The sequence below is a fragment of the Synechococcus sp. PROS-7-1 genome (assembly GCF_014279795.1).
Lineage (GTDB): Bacteria > Cyanobacteriota > Cyanobacteriia > PCC-6307 > Cyanobiaceae > Synechococcus_C.
Window position 1 is genome coordinate 1,409,658 of record NZ_CP047945.1, and the last position, 20,476, is coordinate 1,430,133.

21 protein-coding genes and 1 pseudogene are annotated in these 20,476 nt (G+C 56.7%); 15 read left to right on the plus strand and 7 right to left on the minus strand.

Annotated features, from left to right (window positions below):
- Positions 1-21: 21 nt before the first annotated feature.
- From SynPROS71_RS07745 to SynPROS71_RS07755, 3 genes are read right to left on the minus strand one after another with little or no spacing between them, the layout of a single operon-like run.
- Entirely contained in the window at positions 22-516 is a 495-nt protein-coding gene (locus tag SynPROS71_RS07745) for a CGLD27 family protein (protein WP_186594306.1), read from the minus strand.
- 9 nt (positions 517-525) lie between these two features.
- Positions 526-891 (minus strand): ribosome silencing factor, encoded by a 366-nt coding sequence (rsfS, locus tag SynPROS71_RS07750; protein ID WP_186594308.1) that lies wholly within the window; start codon positions 889-891, stop codon positions 526-528.
- Positions 884-1,519 carry a DUF3318 domain-containing protein gene (locus SynPROS71_RS07755; protein WP_006041593.1) on the minus strand — a complete coding sequence of 212 codons (636 nt, stop codon included), beginning with the start codon at positions 1,517-1,519 and terminating at the stop codon, positions 884-886. Before SynPROS71_RS07755 ends, rsfS begins: the two co-directional genes overlap by 8 nt.
- Before the next feature lie 118 nt (positions 1,520-1,637).
- Between SynPROS71_RS07755 and carB the strand changes: the two genes are divergently transcribed.
- Genes carB through SynPROS71_RS07770 form a run of 3 tightly spaced genes read left to right on the plus strand, consistent with a single transcriptional unit; the run spans position 1,638 to position 7,025 of the window.
- Complete coding sequence (carB, locus tag SynPROS71_RS07760) at positions 1,638-4,961, plus strand: carbamoyl-phosphate synthase large subunit (protein ID WP_186594309.1); 3,324 nt, start codon at positions 1,638-1,640, stop codon at positions 4,959-4,961.
- Between the two features lie 25 nt (positions 4,962-4,986).
- A complete protein-coding gene (locus tag SynPROS71_RS07765) occupies positions 4,987-5,658 on the plus strand; it encodes a DUF3386 domain-containing protein (RefSeq protein WP_186594310.1) in 672 nt (223 codons plus the stop codon).
- Positions 5,658-7,025 (plus strand): sodium:alanine symporter family protein, encoded by a 1,368-nt coding sequence (locus SynPROS71_RS07770; protein ID WP_186594311.1) that lies wholly within the window; start codon positions 5,658-5,660, stop codon positions 7,023-7,025. Before SynPROS71_RS07765 ends, SynPROS71_RS07770 begins: the two co-directional genes overlap by 1 nt.
- Here the strand turns inward: SynPROS71_RS07770 and SynPROS71_RS07775 are convergent.
- Entirely contained in the window at positions 7,000-7,230 is a 231-nt protein-coding gene (locus SynPROS71_RS07775) for a DUF6447 family protein (protein ID WP_186594312.1), read from the minus strand. The genes SynPROS71_RS07770 and SynPROS71_RS07775 overlap by 26 nt on opposite strands.
- 36 nt (positions 7,231-7,266) lie before the next feature.
- A complete protein-coding gene (locus SynPROS71_RS07780; RefSeq protein WP_186594313.1) occupies positions 7,267-9,009 on the minus strand; it encodes an ABC transporter ATP-binding protein in 1,743 nt (580 codons plus the stop codon).
- 39 nt (positions 9,010-9,048) lie between these two features.
- On the opposite strand from SynPROS71_RS07780, the gene SynPROS71_RS07785 reads away from it, so the two are divergent.
- The 4 genes from SynPROS71_RS07785 to SynPROS71_RS07800 are packed head-to-tail and all read left to right on the plus strand — an operon-like array spanning position 9,049 to position 11,303.
- Positions 9,049-9,246 (plus strand): RNA-binding S4 domain-containing protein, encoded by a 198-nt coding sequence (locus tag SynPROS71_RS07785; protein WP_186594314.1) that lies wholly within the window; start codon positions 9,049-9,051, stop codon positions 9,244-9,246.
- Between the two features lie 33 nt (positions 9,247-9,279).
- Entirely contained in the window at positions 9,280-10,011 is a 732-nt protein-coding gene (gene tpiA / locus SynPROS71_RS07790) for a triose-phosphate isomerase (protein WP_186594316.1), read from the plus strand.
- Between the two features lie 7 nt (positions 10,012-10,018).
- Positions 10,019-10,852: a dihydropteroate synthase gene (gene folP / locus SynPROS71_RS07795; protein ID WP_186594318.1), complete on the plus strand. Its 834-nt coding sequence runs from the start codon at positions 10,019-10,021 to the stop codon at positions 10,850-10,852.
- A gap of 43 nt (positions 10,853-10,895) precedes the next feature.
- Positions 10,896-11,303: a thiol-disulfide oxidoreductase DCC family protein gene (locus SynPROS71_RS07800; protein ID WP_186594320.1), complete on the plus strand. Its 408-nt coding sequence runs from the start codon at positions 10,896-10,898 to the stop codon at positions 11,301-11,303.
- 23 nt (positions 11,304-11,326) lie between these two features.
- Here SynPROS71_RS07800 and SynPROS71_RS07805 read toward each other — a convergent pair whose 3' ends face one another.
- Complete coding sequence (locus tag SynPROS71_RS07805; protein ID WP_186594322.1) at positions 11,327-15,340, minus strand: magnesium chelatase subunit H; 4,014 nt, start codon at positions 15,338-15,340, stop codon at positions 11,327-11,329.
- 119 nt (positions 15,341-15,459) lie between these two features.
- Here SynPROS71_RS07805 and dapB point away from each other — a divergent pair, with 119 nt between their 5' ends.
- The 6 genes and pseudogenes from dapB to SynPROS71_RS07830 all read left to right on the plus strand — a co-directional run bounded on the left by dapB (position 15,460) and on the right by SynPROS71_RS07830 (position 18,687).
- The gene (gene dapB, locus SynPROS71_RS07810; protein ID WP_186594324.1) at positions 15,460-16,311 is read left to right on the plus strand and encodes a 4-hydroxy-tetrahydrodipicolinate reductase; all 852 of its coding nucleotides are present in this window, start codon (positions 15,460-15,462) and stop codon (positions 16,309-16,311) included.
- A 6-nt stretch (positions 16,312-16,317) separates the two neighbouring features.
- Positions 16,318-16,986, plus strand: coding sequence for a hypothetical protein (locus tag SynPROS71_RS07815; protein ID WP_186594326.1), 669 nt, complete (start codon positions 16,318-16,320; stop codon positions 16,984-16,986).
- Between the two features lie 37 nt (positions 16,987-17,023).
- Positions 17,024-17,275, plus strand: a complete 252-nt coding sequence (locus tag SynPROS71_RS07820) for a high light inducible protein (protein ID WP_186594328.1) — start codon at positions 17,024-17,026, stop codon at positions 17,273-17,275.
- A pseudogene (locus SynPROS71_RS14005) lies at positions 17,235-17,480 on the plus strand (FAD-dependent oxidoreductase); the annotation flags it as partial. The gene SynPROS71_RS07820 and the pseudogene SynPROS71_RS14005, both read left to right, overlap by 41 nt.
- A gap of 150 nt (positions 17,481-17,630) precedes the next feature.
- Positions 17,631-18,554 carry an FAD-dependent monooxygenase gene (locus SynPROS71_RS07825; protein ID WP_370586870.1) on the plus strand — a complete coding sequence of 308 codons (924 nt, stop codon included), beginning with the start codon at positions 17,631-17,633 and terminating at the stop codon, positions 18,552-18,554.
- Complete coding sequence (locus SynPROS71_RS07830) at positions 18,475-18,687, plus strand: DUF2949 domain-containing protein (protein WP_186594332.1); 213 nt, start codon at positions 18,475-18,477, stop codon at positions 18,685-18,687. Before SynPROS71_RS07825 ends, SynPROS71_RS07830 begins: the two co-directional genes overlap by 80 nt.
- Positions 18,688-18,691: 4 nt before the next feature.
- On the opposite strand, the gene SynPROS71_RS07835 is transcribed toward SynPROS71_RS07830, so the two are convergent.
- Entirely contained in the window at positions 18,692-19,255 is a 564-nt protein-coding gene (locus SynPROS71_RS07835; RefSeq protein WP_186594333.1) for an adenine phosphoribosyltransferase, read from the minus strand.
- On the opposite strand from SynPROS71_RS07835, the gene SynPROS71_RS07840 reads away from it, so the two are divergent.
- Entirely contained in the window at positions 19,254-19,811 is a 558-nt protein-coding gene (locus SynPROS71_RS07840; RefSeq protein ID WP_186471344.1) for a DUF3038 domain-containing protein, read from the plus strand. The genes SynPROS71_RS07835 and SynPROS71_RS07840 overlap by 2 nt on opposite strands.
- 5 nt (positions 19,812-19,816) lie before the next feature.
- Positions 19,817-20,452, plus strand: a complete 636-nt coding sequence (locus SynPROS71_RS07845) for a DUF4335 domain-containing protein (protein WP_186597966.1) — start codon at positions 19,817-19,819, stop codon at positions 20,450-20,452.
- The last annotated feature ends 24 nt before the right edge of the window (positions 20,453-20,476 follow it).

Genomic DNA, 20,476 nt, shown 5'->3' on the forward strand with positions numbered 1-20,476 from the left:
AAAGGAGGAGATCCCTCGAATTCAGAGAGCTTGACAGATGCTCGCACCACCGAGCATCAAGCCAGTGACGAGCGCCATCGCACGACCAAGGCGGCCGAGAATCGGGCGGACTTCGTGTTGAGCGAGCAAGAGATCACGCTCACGCCAGGCCAGTGGCTTTTCCCAAACCTGGCCGTCGTACCAGCCTGACTCTTCATATTCAACCTGCTCTGAAAGCAGTCGTTTGTGCACATAGCTCCACCCAAGCCATTGGCGCACCAGGAGCAACATCGGCAGCACGAGTGCAGCAACACCTCCTGCTAAACACAGTCGCACTGGGTCGTGCCGAAGAGTCCAGCTTCCACTGGCCACAAGAACACTGACCGGTGAAATGAGAAGCCAGCTGATCAGAAGAGCCCGATCGAGATCAATCTGTGACTGGCATGGCCACGTAAAAAACCAAGAACGGCTCAGTTCAACGAACTCCTCCTGGGGACGCTGCTCAGGCGGAACAGGGCAGGACACGCTGGAGACCATGGAGGGATCTCAGTCCTCGGTGGTTTTTGAGGCTAGATGGGGTCGACGCTGGCCGTGGCTCCAGAACGCTTCAAGGTCGTAATAACTGCGCTCACCAGGCTGAAGCACATGAACGATCAGTTCCCCGTAATCCAAGAGGGCCCATCGTCCTTCGTTGATTCCTTCCTTGCGTAGAGGTAGGCGCTGAACCTCCTCTTCCAACCGGTCTTCGACGGAACGGGCGATCGCGCGAACCTGCACATCGCTCTGCCCTCCGGCGATCACCATCCAGTCGGCCAGACTTGAGACTTCATCCACGCGTATGAGCTGGATATCCACAGCCTTGCGGTCGTCACAGGCTTCAGCGGCCAATTCAGCCAGCTGCTCACTATCCATAGACGTTCTCACTGGTGACGGATTGACGGGACCCCTGTTGCTGAGCCATTTCAGCTCGGGCCTTACCAGCACTCTTGCGCAGAGCCTCCAGACGATCCTCGTAAAACCCCCTCTTCTTCTTCTTTCTGGTCTTCTCAACGAGGTCCTTGAGGGCACCGCCAAGGCTCTTGTAAGCATTCGGGACGCTGTAACCGAAGCGGCAGGCGAGATCAATCGCACGCTCATCAGCAGCGATGGCATCCCGCAAACGCTTCTCGGCGTTGTTTTTGAGATAGAGCCGGTACCCCGCAAACCCGGAGAGCCCCAAGGCCATGATCAGCAGCAGCCCGTCCTGAACCCAGAGCTCTCCGATGGCACCTCCAAGACCGATAGCTAGTGCGGCCATCTCCCAACCGTCTCGCGGGATGGTGTCGTTCTGAATCCGCCCAACCTCATGCCAGAAGAGCAAGTTGCGGTAATCCAGAGCCAGGCTGTCCCAGGCATCAAGGTCAACCTGAATCTCCACTTCGTCGCGACCGATTTCCTCCAGGGTGATCAGAGCAGGATCAACTGCTGCTGCGGCCTCAACGAACACCCAGCTCTGCATTTCGGGGGGCAGCAGCCCCTTCAGGCGCTGGAGTTCGCTCATGATTTTCACTGTTTCACCTGACCCTCAAAGTTAGCGACTCACCAGCTCACTTCGTTGGGAGTGTTCTTAAGCCAGTGGGCTGCGTGGGAGACTCATAAGGTTTGGCCACCCACCATCAATGCCCAGGCGGAACGATCTGCAGCGCATCCTTCTGCTGGGTTCTGGGCCGATCGTGATTGGACAGGCCTGTGAGTTCGACTATTCAGGAACGCAAGCCTGCAAAGCCCTCAAAGCCGAAGGTTACGAAGTTGTTTTAGTTAATTCCAATCCGGCCTCGATCATGACTGATCCGGAGATGGCGGATCGGACCTACGTCGAACCTCTTACTCCTGAGGTCGTCACAAGGGTGATTGAACGAGAGAAGCCGGATGCCCTCCTGCCAACGATGGGAGGGCAGACAGCTCTGAACTTGGCTGTTGCGCTGGCAGAGAACGGCACTCTGGATCGCTTCGGCATTGAACTGATCGGTGCTGACCTCAAGGCAATCCGCAAAGCAGAGGACCGGCAGCTCTTCAAGCAGGCGATGGAACGGATCGGGGTGCAGGTCTGTCCTTCTGGGATCGCTTCATCCATGGACGAAGCGAAGGCCGTCGGAGCCTCCATCGGCACATACCCTCGAATCATCCGTCCGGCCTTCACGCTGGGAGGCAGCGGGGGAGGCATCGCCTACAACCCTGAGGAGTTCGACGCGATTTGCAAGAGCGGGCTCGATGCAAGTCCGGTTTCGCAGATTCTCATCGAGAAGTCACTCCTCGGCTGGAAAGAGTTCGAACTGGAGGTGATGCGCGATCTCGCCGACAACGTCGTGATCGTCTGCAGCATTGAAAATCTCGATCCGATGGGAGTGCACACGGGCGACTCGATCACAGTGGCACCCGCTCAGACGCTCACCGATCGGGAATACCAGCGTTTAAGGGACCAGTCGATCGCAATCATCCGCGAGATCGGTGTCGCGACAGGCGGCAGCAACATCCAGTTCGCCATCAATCCTCAAAACGGCGAGGTGGTGGTCATCGAAATGAACCCCCGAGTGAGCCGATCATCGGCGTTGGCCAGCAAGGCCACAGGGTTCCCGATCGCGAAGATTGCCGCGAAGTTAGCCATTGGATACACCCTTGATGAAATCCTGAACGACATCACAGGCAAGACACCTGCTTGCTTTGAACCGACGATCGACTACGTCGTTACCAAAATCCCTCGCTTCGCCTTTGAGAAGTTCCGCGGATCGCCAGCCGTTCTGACCACGGCGATGAAATCCGTTGGCGAAGCCATGGCGATGGGCCGATGTTTCGAGGAATCGTTCCAAAAAGCGCTGCGATCGCTCGAGACAGGCCTCTCAGGCTGGGGAGGCGATCGGCCGGAACCAACGCTTGAACCAGCCGAACTGGAGCGGTCCCTGCGGACCCCTTCCCCCGAGCGCATTCTCAGCGTTCGTGCCGCGATGATTGCAGGCCGGAGCGATACCGAGATCCATGCTCTCAGCAGCATCGACCCCTGGTTCCTGGCCAAACTTCGCCACCTGATTGACGTCGAAGAGCGGCTCCTGTGCGGGAAACGTTTGGATCAGCTCTCAAGCGACACCATGCTTGAGCTGAAGCAGCTCGGGTTCTCTGATCGTCAAATTGCCTGGCAAACCAACAGCCATGAGCTTTCGGTGCGTGCCCATCGCAAAACACTCGCAGTTCAACCCGTCTTTAAAACTGTTGACACCTGCGCAGCAGAGTTCGCCTCCTCGACGCCTTACCACTACTCAACTTATGAGAGGGCGGTCGCTCGCATCAACACCAGCGGGGATCTTGAGTTTCAGGAACCAGCCAGCGAAGTATCCAGTGACACCCGGCCCAAGCTGATGATTCTGGGCGGTGGTCCGAACCGGATAGGCCAGGGCATCGAGTTCGACTACTGCTGCTGCCATGCCTCCTTCTCTGCACAGAGCCAGGGGTACTGCACGGTGATGGTGAACAGCAACCCAGAAACAGTCTCCACCGACTACGACAGCAGCGATCGTCTGTACTTCGAGCCCCTCACCTTTGAGGATGTGCTGAATGTGATTGAAGTGGAGCGTCCCGCAGGAGTGATCGTTCAATTCGGTGGTCAGACGCCACTCAAGCTCGCTCTTCCTCTTTTGCGATGGCTCGAAACACCGGAGGGGCAGTCCACCGGCACGCAGATTTGGGGAACAACTCCTGAATCGATTGATCTTGCCGAGGACCGTGAACAGTTCGAAGCCATTCTTCGACAGCTAGACATTCGCCAGCCACGCAATGGCCTTGCACGCAGTGAAGCGGAAGCCAGGGCAGTCGCCGAAACAGTCGGCTATCCCGTGGTGGTCCGCCCCTCGTACGTCCTCGGTGGTCGCGCCATGGAAGTTGTCTATGACGAGAACGAACTGAACCGCTACATGAACGAAGCCGTTCAGGTTGAGCCTGATCATCCGGTACTCATCGACCAGTACCTGCAAAACGCCATTGAGGTGGACGTTGACGCCCTCTGCGATCACGAGGGCACAGTCGTGATCGGTGGACTGATGGAACACATCGAACCTGCAGGCATTCATTCCGGTGATTCGGCCTGCTGCCTTCCCTCGATTTCACTGGGGGATGAAGCGCTCAACACCATCAAAACCTGGACAAAAGCATTAGCGCTTCGTCTGAACGTGCGTGGACTGATCAACCTTCAGTTCGCTGTACAAAAAGCAGAAACCGGTGAAGAAAGGGTGTTCATCATCGAAGCCAACCCAAGAGCATCAAGAACCGTCCCTTTCGTCGCCAAGGCCACGGGTGTGCCTCTCGCTCGCATTGCAACACGGCTGATGGCAGGAGAGAGCCTCGCGACCATTGGGTTGTTGGAAGAACCTCGGCCGCCCCTGCAAGCTGTGAAAGAGGCTGTTTTGCCATTCAGACGTTTTCCAGGTGCAGACTCGCTCCTCGGTCCTGAGATGCGCTCCACCGGAGAAGTGATGGGATGGGCTCCAGACTTCGGAATGGCCTACGCCAAAGCCGAGATCGCTGCAGGTGAAGCCCTGCCCACGGAGGGTACGGTGTTCCTGTCAACGCACGACCGCGACAAACCGGCCTTGATTCCGGTCGCGCAGCGCCTGATCGCTCTTGGATTTGATCTGATCGCGACGGCTGGCACCGCCCAAACCCTTGTTGAGGCAGGGCTGACGGTGACCCCTGTGCTCAAGGTGCATGAAGGCAGACCGAACATCGAAGATCAGATCCGCTCAGGGGATGTCCAGCTCGTGATCAACACCCCCATCGGCCGCCAGGCTGCTCACGATGATCGCTACCTCAGGCGAGCGGCCCTCGACTATTCCGTACCCACGCTCACCACCCTGGCAGGTGCCCGCTCCGCGGTTGAAGGAATCGAGGCTCTTCAGTCGCGGAGCATCGACATTCACGCGCTGCAGGATGTTCATGCAGGGGTTGAGTCCCGGTAAGGTCACAGAAGATTGATCAAGCCCAGTGACCGTCAGCACTCCCGCGCAAACATCACCAGGCAGCGACTGCCGCGAGGCTTTTAGGGCTGCTTATGAGAACCGTTACACCTGGGATCCTGGCTTCTCCGGCTATCGCGGACGTTGCATCTGGCAACAGGGCGACCGCAGCGTCGAGGGCCGCTTCGAAGTTGGTGCCGACCTGAAGGCCAAGGTGACAGGCGTTGACGATGCAGAGGTTGAGAAGGCCATGGCATCCCAGCTCTGGGAAGTGGCGATCCACCGGGTTCGGAGGTCTTTCGATCAGGTGCACGGTGACAACACGTTCACTGCGGGAACCACCAGCGATGAAGGTCTGGAAGTCCTGATCGGCGGCAAGGGTGAGGGAGACCGCTACCGCATCAAAGATCGGGTGGTCACCATGGTTCACCGTCATATTCACGGAACTGTGGTCACCATTCACACCGGCAGTACCACCGACACGGGGTCTGGATACCTCAGCCGTACTTACACAAGTCAGTATGCGGACCCATCAACCGGCGAAGCTCGCGGCGGACTCAGCCGTTTTGAAGACACATTCATGCCACTCGAATCCAACGGTCCCTGGGTTCTTGAGCAACGGGTGATCAGCACCGAAGCGCACGGCCAAACACCGGCTAGCACTCAGTCTTTCCGCTTCCTCGATTGTTCCAGCCTGTGATGTCCGTCTCCATCGCGACTCTGAGGAGTCTGAGCCTCGAAGAGGTCAGTTCGGTTGTCTGGGGACCAGCGACACTCGTACTCATTGCCGGTACAGGCCTCTACCTGATGGTGGGCCTGCAGTGGATGCCGCTGCGTCGCTTGGGTTTCGCCCTGAACGCGATGGTGGCGTCAATGCGAACTGGCAAAAGTTCCGAGCAGTCCGGTGAAGGCGAGGTGAATGCCTTCCAAGGCTTGATGACGGCCCTCGCTGCAACAATCGGCACAGGGAATGTGGCCGGAGTCGCTGCAGCGATTGGGGCTGGAGGACCAGGTGCCGTGTTCTGGATGTGGCTTGCGGCTGTTCTTGGCATCGCCACCAAATACGGCGAATGCATGGTGGCCGTTCAGTTCCGTGAGGTTGATTCTCTTCGGGACCATGTTGGCGGTCCGATGTACGCCATCCGCAATGGTCTTGGTCCCCGCTGGGCCTGGCTCGGCATCGTGTTTGCCTTGTTCGGAACCTTCGCTGGATTCGGAATCGGCAATGGTGTGCAGGCCCATGAATTAGCGAGCGTTCTGAGCAGCTATGGCATCCCCCCCCTGGCAACAGGCATCGGGATGGCTCTCATTACCTTTGTTGTGATTATTGGTGGAATCCGCCGAATCGGTCGCGTGGCAGGTGTGGTGGTTCCAGTGATGGCTGGGATTTATGTTCTCAGCGCGCTTGTGATTCTTTTACTTCACGTCGGTGAGATCCCAGCGGCATTTCAGCTGATCGTGCAGGACGCTTTTACAGGTCGGGCAGCAGCTGGAGGGGCCGTGGGTGTGGTGATCCAAAAAGGAATCGCTCGTGGAGTGTTCTCCAACGAAGCCGGCCTGGGAACGGCTCCGATCGCGCAGGCGTCAGCTCGTCCAGGAGATCCAGTCCTTCAAGGTGCCGTCGCCATGCTGGGAACGGTGATTGACACGCTGATTATCTGCACGATGACGGCCCTCGTGATCGTGATCAGTGGGCGTTACGTGGACAGCGAGCAGGGTGTGATGCTCACCAAAAGTGCTTTTGATTGGGCCTTGCCTGGTGCCGGCCATCTTGTGAGTTTTGCAACAGTCACGTTCACGGCTACCACCATCCTTGGTTGGAGTTTCTACAGCGAACGCTGCCTGGAATTTCTCGCTGGTGTTCGTCCGATTCGCTGGTTCCGTCTGGTCTGGGTGGCGGTGGTCGTCATTGGAGCCACCGCCAGCTTCGACGTGGTTTGGTTAATCGCAGACATCCTCAACGGATTGATGGCAATCCCGAATCTCTTGTCCTTGCTACTTCTCTCCCCAGTGATCTTCAAGATCACCAGGGATTACAACTTCAACCGTTCTCAGGCAAAGGAGTGACGTTCTTCAAGCGTTCATTCAGTTGCATTGCCATGGTCTGACGTCCAACAGCTAACACCTTGAGGGTGTCTTCATGCATCCTCAGCTGTGCATCGGCCACTTGCATCCCGCGTACAAGCTCCTTGAGCTCATCAGGCAAGGCATTGAGGTCATAGCGCTTGCCTTCAAAGGTCAGAACTGGATTGTCGGTCGGAGTGGTTGTCATGGCTCTGAAGCAAGGTCTGAACACTTCACTTCGAATTTAGCTCTGCAAATCACGAATCATCTGCCGTTCACACAGTTCGCGATAACGCCCGTTGTGCTGCATCAGGGCGTCATGGGTTCCCTGTTCGATGATCGAGCCATTCTCGAGAACAACAATCCGGTCTGCTTCCTGAACAGTTGCCAGTCGATGCGCAATCACCAGCACTGTCCGGCCGCGCATGGCCTGACGAAGGCCTACCTGCACAGCAGATTCCGCTTCGGCATCCAGCGCGCTGGTGGCTTCATCGAGAAGCATCACAGCAGGGTCCCCAAGAACGGCACGGGCGATGGCGATGCGCTGAAGCTGCCCGCCAGACACATTGGTTCCCCTCTCTTCCAGATGGGTCGCGTATCCCTCCGGGAGGTTGATGATGAAATCGTGGGCATTGGCCAGACGGGCCGCTTCCACGACTTGCTCTTGGCTGGCCGCGCGACCGAAGCGAATCGCTTCGGCAATGGTGCCTGAGAACACACTGCTGCGCTGCGGAACCAGGGCCACCTGCTGGCGAAGATCACGGGCCCTCACTTGGGCCAGATTCTTGCCGTCCAGCAGCACCTGACCACTCTGCGCGGTGTTGAAACGCAGCACCAATGAAAAAAGTGTGCTCTTGCCGGCCCCCGAAGGACCCACCAGGGCCACCACGCTTCCAGCTTCAATGGCCAAGTTGAGGTCATGCAAAACAGGTTGATCTAGGCGATAACCAAACTGCACGTTCTCGAAGACCAGATCACCACGAAGGCGATCCAGGGGAAGAGCCGGATCGGGGTCGGCGGGCTCTGAGGGCTCCTTCTCGATCGCCCTCAGACGGCGCAACGAGGCCTGACCCTGCTGAAACTCGTTGTAGTTCGTGGTGAGGTGAGCAATGGGGTCGATCAGCACCACAAGACCGGTCACGTAGCTGGTGAGTCCCTTGCTGTCGAGATCTCCATTGCTCAGCCTGTAAGCAGCGAGGACGAGAACCACCGCAATGCCGAGAACTTCGATGATGCCAACAACCGGATGTTGCAAGGCCACCAGCCGGTAGGTGTTGTAGCGGGCCTTCCTGTGCTGATCGATCTCCTGTTCGAAGCGCCCCTGCAACCAGGGTTCGGCGGCAAAAGCCCGAACCAAAGGCAAACCCTCAATCGCCTCGCCAAGAAGCCCTGCCAACTCACTGACTTTTTTCTGACTGCGTTCAGTGGCGGCCATGACCCTTCCACCAAACAAACTGATTAACCACACGATCAACGGCGCAAGCAGAAGGATCGCAAGGGTGAGTTTCCAGTCGAGCCAGAGCATGTACCCCAGAACAGCAAGGAGCTGAAGGGCACTGGGGATCGTGTCGTGGAGAGTTTTGTAGATCACCTCACTGACACGGTCCGCGTCTTCGGTCAGCCGATACGTGAGGTCCCCCGCTGAGAGCTTCTCCAGGGCACCGAGTTCCACCTGTTGCAGTTGGCGGAAAAGATCCCTGCGCAAGCTCTGGCTCACCTGCAGTGCTGGACCGGCCAACAACGAATCCTGAGCAAACTGAGCCAGCTTCTGGAGCAGAAACACCACAAGAACGAGGCCGATCACAGGGAGCACGACTGACAGATCACCTGAACCAAGGGCAGGAATCAACCGTCCAACCAGATCCATCAGCAGCGGCCAGCTGCCAACAAAGAGGATCATGCTGAGCGCACCCCAAAGCAGCTGGACGGAATGCGGCCGCAGGAGGGGAAGAAGTCTGCGGAATCCGGCTTCGGAAGGGGTCAGCATCGGTGCACACTATCAATGGCATCCAGACGCACTGCCCTGATGAAGCTCGATCAGTTCCTCAAATGGCAGGGATGGGTTTCCACAGGAGGCGAGGCCAAACTGCGCATCCGCGATGGCCAGGTGCTGGTCAACGGCAGTGTGGAATCCCGCCGAGGACGGCAACTCACGGCTGGAGATCATGTTGAACTCGGTGGAGAAAGCGCCACGGTTCCCGAAGACCCTCAGGCTGGGCCGTAAGTTGGCTGCTGCTGAGCTGCAGAGGACGCAAGCGTGCGCAAACCGGTGATCGCAGGCAACTGGAAGATGCACATGACCTGTGCCCAGACCCGGGACTGGATGGGTACGTTCCTACCCCTGATCGCTGAGACCCCGGATGACCGTCATTTGGTGGTAGCTCCGCCCTTCACCGCGATCAGCACGCTGGCGGATGTGGGGACTGGGAGTCGGGTCGAAATCTCCAGCCAAAATGTGCATTGGGAAGGTCACGGGGCTTACACGGGCGAGATCTCACCAGCGATGCTTCAGGAGCATGGCGTGCGTTACGCCATCGTTGGCCACAGCGAGCCCCGGAAATACTTCAGCGAGAGTGATGAACAGATCAACCACAGAGCCCGTTCAGCGCAAGCTCACGACCTGATCCCCATCGTCTGCGTGGGCGAGAGCGACGAGCAGCGCAGCCGAGGTGAGGCTGAACGGGTAATCCGTCGACAGGTGGAACAGGGCCTTGAAGGTCTCGATCCGGCTCGGTTGGTCGTGGCCTACGAACCAATCTGGGCCATCGGCACAGGAAAAACCTGTGAGTCCGCCGAGGCGAATCGAATCTGTGGACTGATCCGAAGCTGGGTCGGTTCACCTGATCTGATCATTCAGTACGGAGGGTCGGTGAAGCCAGCAAACATCGATGAGCTCATGGGCATGAGCGAAATTGATGGTGTGTTAGTCGGAGGTGCATCGCTCGATCCCGAGGGCTTCGCAAGAATCGCGAACTACAAGAAAGTCTGAGCGAGCGATGCGCCATCCCACCTGCTGGGGTCACAGACCAGCTGTGATGGGTGTGATCAACCTCACCCCAGACTCCTTCAGTGATGGAGGCCGTTTCAACGGTGAGGATCTGGCCACAAGAGAAGCCGACCGACAGATCCGTGATGGAGCCGATGTGCTCGATCTTGGTGCTCAAAGCACCCGACCTGGGGCCGAAGAGGTGGGTGCTGAAGAGGAACTGAGACGTCTGATCCCCTGCCTCAAAGCGATCAGACTCGCCCATCCAAATATCATCATTTCCGTCGACACGTTCCTGGCTGCTGTGGCCTCAGCGGCACTCGATGCGGGTGCCGACTGGATCAATGATGTCAGCGGAGGCCGCCGCGATTCAGCCATGCTTCCGCTCATTGCTGAAGCAGGCTGTCCTTACGTGTTGATGCACAGCCGGGGAAACAGCGCAACGATGGACTCTTGCACCAATTACGGCAAGGAGGGTGTGGTGAATGCAGTCCAGCGAGAACTGCGGGAAACCACCAAACTGGCCTGCCAACAAGGAGTGAAGCATGCCCAACTGATTTGGGATCCAGGGCTGGGATTTGCGAAAGACAATGAACAGAATCTGGAACTAATCCGCCGGCTCGAAGAACTCCAATACGATGGCATTCCTTTGTTGCTGGGCCCATCTCGAAAACGCTTCATCGGCGCGGTCTTGAATCAACCCAAGCCCAAAGCAAGAATCTGGGGGACTGCTGCAGTCTGCGCACGTGCCCAGGCCGCAGGCGTGCATGTCTTGCGAGTGCACGATGTTGGACCGATCCATCAGATGCTGACCATGGGGGAAGCCGTAGCCCGAGACACCTGATTGGTTTCGCTAGAACAGGACTCCTTTCAAGTCACGAACGTCCATGACATCAGAGCATGCCCTAACCCTTCTCTACGACGGCGGCTGCCCACTCTGTGTCAGAGAAGTGAACTTTCTCCGCCGAAAGGATCAAAAGGAAGTGATGCAATTTGTGGATATCAATGCCACGGATTACTGTCCTGAATCATGGGGTGGAATCACCTATCGCCAAGCCATGGCAAGGATTCATGCCATCGATGCCGACGGGAAAGTTCTTAAGGATGTGGCTGTGTTTCGCGCTGCTTACCGCTTGATTGGTCTCGGCTGGATTTATGCACCCACAACATGGCCTTTCGTCAGTCCGATCGTGGATTGGTTGTATTCACTTTGGGCACGCTATCGACTGCCGATCACCAAAAGACCATCCTTGGACAAATTATGCACTGAGCGATGTGAACGCGCTGGGACTTGAATCCCAGCGCGTGCTGACGACGTTCAGGCTGGAGTCGTCACACCTTCAATCCGATCCTCTACTTCCTGGTAAAGCTCTTGGAGCTGCTGGATGTTTTCATCAGAGGTTTCCCAGTATCCCCGACCGTTCACCTCAAGCAATGTTCCAACAATGCGTCGGAAACTGTGAGGATTTAACTCCAAGAGACGTTTCCGCATCTCCGGATCATTGATGAAAGTTTCGTTGGCTTCCTCGTATACGAAGTTGTCAACCGCGCCACTGGTAGCACTCCAACCGAGCGTGAAGTTGAGACGCTTAGCCACTTCGCGAACGCCCTCATAACCGGAATCGAGCATGCCTTCGTACCACTTGGGATTAAGAAGCTTGGTCCGAGAATCCAGACGAATCGTCTCACTCAAGGAGCGCACTTGAGCATTGGCTGTTGTGGTGTCAGCGATGTAGCTGGTTGGAGCTTTGCCATCATCCCGCAAGCCCTTAATGAGCTTGGTGGGATCACTGTCGAAATAATGACTCACATCCGTCAGCGAAATCTCTGCCGAATCAAGATTCTGGAAGGTAACGTCAGCAGTTTTCATGACGTTCTCAAACACATCACGCTTCTGGTTCATCTCACCAGGATTGTCCGCATTGAATGCAAACGTTTTGCGGGAGAGGTACATCTCCTGCAACTCACCTTCTTCCTCCCAGGTGCTATTTTCTACAGCGAGATTGACGTTTGAACTGTAGCTACCACTAGCGTTCGAGAACACCCTGCAAGCCGCATCACGAAGGCTTGTACCTTCTTTTTCGGCCTGTTCAAGAGCATGGCGACGCACAAAATTCTGCTCTAGAGGTTCATCAGCTTCAGCCGCCATTTTCACAGCCTGGTCAATTAAGGCCATCTGGTTGATGAACAGGTCACGGAACACACCAGAGCAATTCACCACCACATCAATCCGAGGACGACCCAACTCTTCAAGGGGAATCAACTCGAGCTTGTTGACGCGGCCGACAGAATCAGCCATCGGCTTAACGCCAACAAACCAGAGGATCTGAGCAAGAGACTCACCATAGGTCTTGATATTGTCTGTACCCCAAAGAACACAGGCAATGGTTTCTGGCCAAGCGCCTTGCTCTTCACGCTGACGCTCAATCAACTTATCGACCACACCCTTCGCTGCAGCAACTGCTGCTCGGGTAGGAATAGCTTGGGGATCAAGGGCGTGAATGTTTTTGCCGCTAGGAAGAACACCGGGGTTGCGGATGGGATCTCCGCCTGGCCCTGGAAGCACATATTCACCATCAAGCGCCCGCAACAAACTTTCCATCTCCATATCCGCGCAAATTTGCTCAAGGCAAAAACGCAGGTACGCAAAAAGCTTGTCGAGCTCGGTGGAATCAATGCTGGTGAAACCAGCTCCACAGCATGCCCTCAGCCAGGGAGTAGGAAGCTTCAGTCCAAACTTGGTGAGGAGGTCAAGAAGCCAACCGAAGTTGCCGCGCATGTTCACCCTGCCATCAAGACCGGTCAGGGAACGAACCATGGAGCCGATGGCAGCCCGGGATGTTTCAGTGATCGTCCGATTCAGTTCAACATCAGCAAGAACGCCCTCATCATTCCCTCGATAAATAGCGTCGATGGTGCGTCCCATCGCTTCAGCGAGAAGCCCTGGGAGTGAGCGAAGACCTTCCTCCTCACGCTCCAGCGCTGCGATATTGACCAAGGTTGCGACAGCCTCTTCAGCCGTGGGGGGCTTGCCGATGGTATGGAGACCGCAGGGGAGAAGACGACTTTCAATCTCCATCAATTGGCGGTAAACAGCGCCAACCAGAGCATCCCGACCCTCGAGATCAAGAGAGGCAGCATCGTCCTCAGGAAGGTCAACATCCTTATCCAAATTGCACAGACGGGCCGTTTCAACAATCGTGTTCACGATCTGAACGCCGCGACCGCCCTCGCGCAATTGCTGATAAGAACCGACGAGTTCACCAAGCTCTTTGAGGCCCTTGTAAAGGCCGGCATTCTCTGCTGGTGGCGTGAGGTAGCTGATCGTGGACGCGTAGCCGCGGCGTTTGGCGATCGTGGCCTCAGAAGGATTGTTTGCTGCGTAGTAGTACAGATTCGGCAAAGAGCCAATCAATGAATCTGGATAACAGGTTTCACTCATGCCCATCTGCTTGCCGGGCATGAACTCAAGTGACCCGTGGGTACCAAAGTGGAGAACGGCATCAGCCCCCCACACTTTCTCGAGGTAGGTGTAATAAGCGGCGAAGCCATGGTGAGGGCTCGCACTACGGGAATAGAGAAGGCGCATTGGATCGCCTTCGTAACCAAATGTGGGCTGCACACCAACAAACACATTGCCAAAATGACGGCCGTAAATCAGCAGGTTTTGCCCATCGCTGTTGAGATTTCCAGGAGGTTTTCCCCAGTTCTCCTCCAAACGCTCGGAGTAAGGGGTCAGCCGCTCGTACTCCTCCACACTCATGCGATGGGCGATCGAAAGCTCCGGTGCTCCCTGCATCGCTTCAGGGTCATTGATCACCGCTTCCATCAAAGTTTTGGAATCACGCGGAAGATCCTGAATGTCGTATCCCTTCGCCTTCATTTCTTCGAGAACACGATGAATGGATCCGAATACATCGAGATAGGCCGCTGTTCCCACATTTCCCTTGTCCGGAGGAAAGCTGAAAACGGTGATTGCTAACTTTTTCTGCTGACGCGGCTTGATTCGCAAGGATGACCAGCGAATCGCCCGTTCGGCAATGGCATCGACCCGATCTTGAAGGGTATGGGCTTTTCCAGTTGCATCATCACGGCCGGACAGAACAATGGGTTCAATGGCACCATCCAGCTCTGGAATCGCAATCTGCAGTGCCACTTGCACGGGGTGAAGGCCGAGATCGCTGTCCTCCCATTCCTGGGTGGTCTGGAAGACCAATGGCAAGGCCACCATGTAGGGGCGATTGAGCTTCTTAAGGGACTCGATTGCCTTGGGGTGGTCTTGGCGAGCCGGTCCACCAACCAGTGCGAAACCAGTCAGCGACACGATGCCATCAACCAATGGCTGTTCTGGATTCAGCGGATCAAAGAAGAAGGCGTTGACGGGCTTGGAGAAGTCGAGACCGCCGCAGAAGATCGGGATCACCCGAGCACCACGGAACTCAAGCTCCTGAATGACCGCTACATAGTGCGCGTCATCACCCGTCACGATGTGGCTGCGCTGCAGCACCAGACCAATCACTGGCCCTTGACGGGCTTCATCGGAAAGATCGGTTCGGCTTGACGTCCAATTCAGATATTCCTTGAGATCCTCAAACATGTTGGGCGCAAGGGGATGCCAAATCCCCAGGTCAGGGAAGACCTCTGGCTCCGCCACCACCATGGCTGAACGTTCCTCACCTTCAGCAGGCGGAAAGACATACTTGTCGGCCAGCATCAGCAAGAAATTCCTGAGATTGTCGGGAGTTCCCCCTAACCAGTACTGGAAGCTGAGCATGAAGCTCCTGGCATCCTGCGCTTTCTCCACCGGCAGGTACTTGAGAACAGTGGGAAGCGTGTTGAGAAGCTTGAGCATGGCGTCCTGAAAGCCTGCCCCCCCGGCTTCCTTCCGCTTTTTCATGAAACCGGCAATGGCACTTTTGCTTTGCCCAAGCTGCGCCATTGAAAAGGAGCCGAGCTTGTTCAGGCGCATCACCTCGGGCATCGAGGGGAACACCACAGCTGCCTTGAGACGGTCGCGGTGGGGGGTTACAGCCTCAACGACCTTCTGAGCAAGATCCTCAATGAAAATGAGGGAAGCGATGAAGACATCGGCCTCGCTGATATCACGCTTGAAATTTTCGTAATTATCGGGATCGCGCAGTTCCTCGATCAAATAGCCGCAGAGATCAATTCCAAGGTCTCCTTCAGCCGCGTTGAGAGCAATGGCGGCCTGGGTGAGTGAGTTTTGGTACTGAGGTTCCAGAACCACGTAAACCGCCTTCATCACGGACTTGTGGTTTTGACCCTCCACAGGAGCAACGCGACGATCAGCGGAGCGGACCTGTGTGAACATCTGCACTCTTTGAGCAATGTGAAGAACATTACGGCGGGCCGTGCTCAAGGTGCGAGTGTTTGGGGTCTGGTGTTACAAGACCCCCGAGCCCATAGGCTCTAGCGAGTGACAGCAGTGCCATGAATTCAGCAGCGGGTGGTTCGATCCCTGTGGTGGTCACAGGAGCACTCGGAAGGATGGGTGCTGAGGTGATCAGGGCCATTCAGGCAGCGGAGGACTGCTATCTCGTGGGTGCCGTTGACACCACACCTGGCAAGGAGGGACACGACGTCGGCGATTGTCTCGGCCTAGGCCCCCTTGAGGTCGCCGTGACCGCCGACCTAGAGGGATGCCTCTGTGCTTGCAGCCAAGCCGTACGCGACAACGGTCGAGGTCACGGCGCTGTGATGGTGGATTTCACCCATCCATCAGTCGTCTACAGCAATACCCGCGCCGCGATCGCTTACGGCGTGCATCCCGTGATCGGCACAACAGGGCTTTCACCGCAGCAGCTGAACGATCTCAATGAATTTGCGCGCAAGGCATCCATCGGTGGCGCTGTAATCCCCAATTTCTCTGTGGGAATGGTTCTGCTTCAACAGGCAGCAGCAGCAGCGGCGCGCTTTTACGACCATGCTGAACTCACGGAGCTCCATCACAATCGCAAGGCTGATGCACCCAGCGGGACATGCATCAAAACCGCTGAACTCATGGAGGAGCTCGGCAAATCCTTCAACCCTGAAGAAGTCGAAGAACATGAATCCCTCGAGGGGAGCCGGGGTGGCCGCCGTCCCAGTGGACTTCGCCTTCATTCACTGCGACTACCGGGCTTGGTCGCACACCAAGAAGTGATGTTCGGAGCGCCCGGCGAAACATATACCCTTCGCCACGACACGATCGATCGCTCTGCCTACATGCCAGGGGTACTGCTGTGCGTGCGCCGGGTCCGTCAACTCGAGGGGCTGGTCTACGGCCTCGAACGCCTGATCTGATTCAAGATGCTTCTGCCTCTGCGACCGGGAGAACTTCAGCGCCTGATTCCGGCAGTCGCCACGGGAACTCAATTCAGAGCAACCCTCGGCAATCCCCGCAAGATTCTTCAGCGCCTGCTGATTTCTGGAATCGGCGGTGTGATCACGCTTCTCATCAGCCAGAGCTTGTCGTTCAACCGCTGGGGGTCGGTTTGGTTGATCGCAGGAGTCGTCCTGCTCCTCTACATCCTTTGGGGTCCGATCGTTGAAGCGGGTCGTCGCAATGCCCAGCTTCGGCGCTATCCCGCAGCAGCCATCTTCGAAGGCGAGATTGCGGAAGCATTCACCCAAGAACGCGTCGAGAATCAGCGTGAACAGGCTGATGCCAACGGTCGCCTCGAACTGGTCGAGAACAGGCGAACCTGGATGGTGATCGACCTTGCCGATGAGGATGGCTACCTCGGCAGGATCAGTTTCCCGATGACCAAGGCCCACGGATCAATCCGACCGGGGATGGTGGTCCGTTGCATCGTGCTCAGTGATCGCAAGGACTTCAGCAGATTGGGAGCGCTGACCGATGCCTGGTTACCGGAGGCCCGCCTCTGGGTTGGGGACTACCCGTTCCTGCTGAGGCCAGCTTTCGAAGATCTTTGCCGACTGCGCCTGCGTGGCAGCACCCAGAATCAAAAGTTCTGAAAAGATGCGTTACGCTATGTAAAGACGCCTGAGACAAATGTCCGAAGTACCTGCAAGTGCACCAGTCATCCGTGGAGCGACGGTGACAACAGAAGATGGCGGCCGTTTGAACGCCTTCGCGACCGAACCCAGAATGGAAGTGGTAGACACCGAAAGTGGTTGGGGTTTCCATGAGCGTGCTGAAAAGCTGAACGGACGCATGGCCATGCTTGGCTTCATTGCTCTGCTTGCGACTGAACTCGCCATGGGTGGAGAGGCCTTCACCCGCGGTCTCCTGGGCATCGGCTGATTCCTTGCCAGAAGCAACGGCAACTGACCGGTTCCTGATTGTTGGAGCCGGTCCAACAGGTTCTCTTCTCGCTCTTGGTCTTGCTCGGCAGGGATTTAACGTCCTGTTAATTGACCATCAGACACGACCCGAGCTGATTGGACGAAGCCGTGCATACGCCTTAACCCACTCATCCAGACGCTTGCTCCAACGCCTGGATGTTTGGGATCAACTTCAAAATTTTTTATCACCGTTTGAGTCCCTTCGTCTCGACGACCGGGTTCTGGGATCAACTGCATGGTTTCGCCGCAGTGATCTCAGACCCGGAAACAGAGGGTCTGAAGCGATCGGCTGGATTCTGGATCACAAGCCGTTGATGACGAAGCTCCTGGACGAGCTTGAGAACAACGCATTGGTCAACATGCGCTTCAGTGTTGACGAACATTCTTCCCGGCAGCACCAACAGCAATCTGATTGGATTGTTGCTGCTGATGGTTCTCGCTCGACACTTCGTCGCTCTCGAGCGATGCCGTTCTGGAGTCACGCGTACAAACAAGGTTGCTTAACAGCCAAAGTGACTCTCGAGGGCGCCGAGCAACGTTGTGCCTATGAATTGTTCCGAGCCGAGGGACCGATGGCTGTGCTGCCACTTGGAGGTGCGCTGTACCAAGTGGTTTGGAGTGCTCCTCTTCAGCACTGTCGTGAACGCGCAAACCTGCAGGACCATCAACTACTTCAGCAACTAACAGACGTTCTTCCAATAGGAATTCGTCCCACAGCTCTTTTGGATCAACCTGGGGCGTTCCCTTTGGAACTCAGCTTTGCCCCACAACTCAGTGCCGCCAACCTGTTGTTGGTCGGAGAATCGGGTCATCGCTGTCATCCCGTTGGTGGTCAAGGATTGAATCTCTGCTGGCGGGATGTAAGTGACCTGCTTGACCTCACGCAATCGAGAGGCATCAACGGTTCCCTGCCATCAAACCTGGGACGCCTTTACACCTGGCGACGGCTTTCCGATCTGATCAGTGTTCTGCTCTCCACTGACCTTCTGATCCGATTGTTCTCCAATCGGCAACCACTCATTCTTCCGATACGGTTTCTAATCATCAAGCTTCTGGCGCAGGCCCGATGGGTTCGTCGCGTCAGTCTTTCGGCCATGACCGACGGTCCTGGCACCTTGCTCTCGCGCTTGCCACAGTGTGGTCAAAGGATTGCCCACGATGGTGACAAGCAGCGATCCACAACCCCAGCCGAATCCCGCTCTGCTCAGTTTTCTTCAGCAGAAAATGGGACTCAGTGACAACGCGATCAATCTGGGTTTGCGACAAGCCGCTTTGGAACAGGCTCCGCTCCCTGTCGTGCTTTGGAGCTTCGGTCTTCTGAATCTCAGCCAATACCAAGACGTTCTCGACTGGCAGAACCAGCAGGAGTGAGAGATCAGTCGTAAATAATCAGTGATTCGACTGGTACACCAGCTGGAAGTTTTCTGCGCCCAGCCAGATCCGCAAGTTCGATCACGAATCCGCATCCCACAAGCACTCCTCCAGCCTTGGTGACCAATTCAGCCGATGCCGAGGCAGTACCACCAGTGGCCAGCAGGTCATCCACAAGCATCACTCTCGGATGATCAGACAAAGCATCAGCGTGAATCTCGAGACGATCACTGCCGTACTCCAGGGTGTAATCGATTCCGATCACCTCACCAGGCAATTTGCCTGGCTTGCGAACGGGGACAAAGCCCTTCTTCAGCTGGGTTGCCAGCGCCGTTCCAACAATGAACCCCCTGGATTCGATGCCCACGATCAGATCCGGTTGCCATCGATCACACACAGCGACCAGGCGCCGAATCACCTCATCCCAACCGCTGGGTTCCCTGAGTAAGGGGGTGATGTCACGGAACAGGATTCCGGGCTTGGGAAAGTCGGGAATATCTCGAACGTACTGACGAAGATCCACGAGGTGGTGACGGAAAGGCCTGAACCCTGGCATCATCGCAGCCATGACCGATGTTTCAGTTCCGGCGGTATCCGATCCGTCTCAACCCGAAGCCGTTCTCGGCCGACGGGCGCTCGAACGCCTGGATCTTCTGTTGCTGACTGTGGAGTCATTGGATCTCAATGGTGGGGAGGCCATGCTCTGGGCGACCCGACAACTGGGGTTTGAAACGGTCTTTCCCAATCGTGTCGAACTCTGGAAGCGCCGGTGCCACAACCCACTGAGGCGATCAACCCGCCGTGGATCGCTTGCAGCGGTTGAAACTGAAGCCCTGATCCGCATTCTCTGCGCCATGGCGGATCGTCTCTACCCACTGCTGCATCAATTGCTGTCAAGCAGGGAACCTGCAAACCTCACAGAACAACGTTGGGCTCTCCTGGATCAGCGCCTTGGAGACCTCATCGAAGAGCGCATGAACCTCCGCAGGGGAGCCATTCAGCGCCTTCTTGATGGTCAACAGGCCATGCCCCTTCAGCGCCAACTCGTGCTCACACTGGCCCTGGCTGCCGGTCCAGGTGGAGTCGATCGGCTCCGCGCCAGCCTTCTCGATCCGACCCCCTGATGGTGATGCTGAAACAGTCCTTCCGATACGACCAAACCGCTGCACGCTTGGAGGTTGAAGGTCTTCCAGACTTTTCTGCCGACCATGGCAGCAATGCGATCGGCATTCTCTCCAGTTGGAGACTCACCATGATTGGCGGCCCTGAAATGGAAGGGAAACGGGAGCACCTGGAAGCCCTCATGGCTGCGGTCATTCCCTATGCCCGTCTTCAACTGTCGGGGGTATCCAGAGTTCAAGGCCAGGATGGGGGGCCCGTGCGAATCCTCCCTCTCGAGCAAGGACATCAACTGGAACTAATCAGCAGCCGCAGTGGAGTTCCTCCTCTGACCCTTCAACTTGATGATGCGGATCTTGCAGACCTGGTGCGCTGCCTCGATGCCCTGCGTCACGACGAAAGGGTTCGCATCCAGTGGCCTCGGATCACCCATGCTCCCCTGCCGAAACGGGATCTGGAAGAGCGAACACCTTTGCTTCAACGCTTGGCGGCACCAGCACTGGGCACCGGTACGTTTTTGATTCTTGGGCTGGTCGGTCTGCTTGTGCCGATCCCCACACCCGAAACCCCGCAGACCAATCCCCAGCTCGAAAAGCAGGAGGGGCGAGCAGAGCCACCGATTAGCAATCCTTCACAAGCTGATTGAGAGCGTTGACCTGAGCAGAGAGAT